1 protein-coding gene is annotated in these 1,366 nt (G+C 52.0%); it reads left to right on the forward strand.

Annotated elements, in window-relative coordinates; translation table 11 throughout:
- The coding region (gene metG, locus Q0095_RS06665) for a methionine--tRNA ligase subunit beta (RefSeq protein WP_297882524.1) at positions 1-1,194 on the forward strand (1,194 nt) is incomplete at its 5' end.
- Between the last annotated feature and the right edge of the window lie 172 nt (positions 1,195-1,366).

The raw sequence follows: 1,366 nt of genomic DNA on the forward strand, positions 1-1,366 counted from the left end.
CCTGCGTTTTTGATGAGCCTCGGGCTAAATATGCCACGCAGCATCGCAGCTCACGGCTGGTGGACGCGCGACGGCAAAAAGATGAGTAAGAGCCTGGGCAACGTCGTGGATCCGCGCGAGGTTGCAAATGCCTACGGGCTGGAGCAGTTTAGGTATTTCTTGCTGCGCGAGGTGCCGTTCGGCCAAGACGGCGATTTTTCGCAAAAAGCGATTATAAACCGCGTAAATTCCGAGCTTGCCAATGAGCTTGGAAATCTACTCAGCCGCATCGTCGGCATGAGCGCAAAATACTCGGATTACGTCATAAATTCTAAAGACGTGATGAAATTTTTCACCGCCGAGATCGAGGAAGCAAACTCCTATCTGAGCGCTGCACTTAGCGCACTTGAGGAAGTCGCTACCAATAGATACTTGGAGGAGCTTTGGAGGGCGCTTGCTCTTGCGAACGCTTCGATTGCGAAATACGAGCCGTGGAATTTGATGAAAAACGGCGAGCAGGCTAAGGCGCTGGCTCTCGTCGCATTGGTTGCAAACATTTTGGCTAAAGTTGCTGTGCTGCTAAGTCCCGCGATGCCGAAGACGGCAGCACGTATCGCAGACACGCTAGGTTTTGAAATATCCACGCCGCTTTATGAGAAGTTAGTGATTCGCGGCGAAATTTTAGATTTTAAGGCTAAGCCGTGCGAGCCGCTTTTTACCAAGATCGATCACGAGCTAATGCCTAAAGCGGACTACGACAAGCTGAATGGCGCTGCAAATTCTGCGAGCGGTTCGGGTACAGACGCCGCAGTAAAAGGCGCGCTAAACTTAGACGCAAACGCTTCCGGTTCGGGCGCTACGGCGCAAGAAGCCCAAGGCGAGATAGCCGAGGCTCAAATCAAAATCGACGATTTTAAAAAATGCGTTATCAAGGTTGGCACGATTTTGGAGTGCGAAAACATTGAGGGCAGCGAGAAGTTGTTGCGATTTATGATCGATCTAGGGGAGGAGAGGCCGCGTCAAATCATAAGCGGTATCGCGAAATTTTACGATCCCGCCGCGCTTGTCGGCAAGCAGATCTGCGTGCTGGCAAATTTAAAACCCGCTAAAATTTTTAAACATAGCAGCGAGGGTATGATTTTAAGCGCCGAGGACGGCAGTCTTACGCTGCTTAGCACTCTCGCGCCCGTAAAAAACGGCGCGATCGTAGGTTAGCAATGAAGGCTTTAGCGCGCAAGGCTTCGAAGCTCGCTATCTACGGCGCGGCTGGGCTCTGTGCGCAAAAAAGCAGCGCTTCGGATAAAATTTTAAAGTTTTACCGCAGCTCCTCCCTCGCCGCAAAGATCGGCGCGGGCGGGCTTGTATGCGCCACGCCTTTGGCGCTAAA

The organism is uncultured Campylobacter sp., from assembly GCF_938045535.1.
In the GTDB taxonomy this organism is placed as follows: Bacteria; Campylobacterota; Campylobacteria; order Campylobacterales; family Campylobacteraceae; genus Campylobacter_B.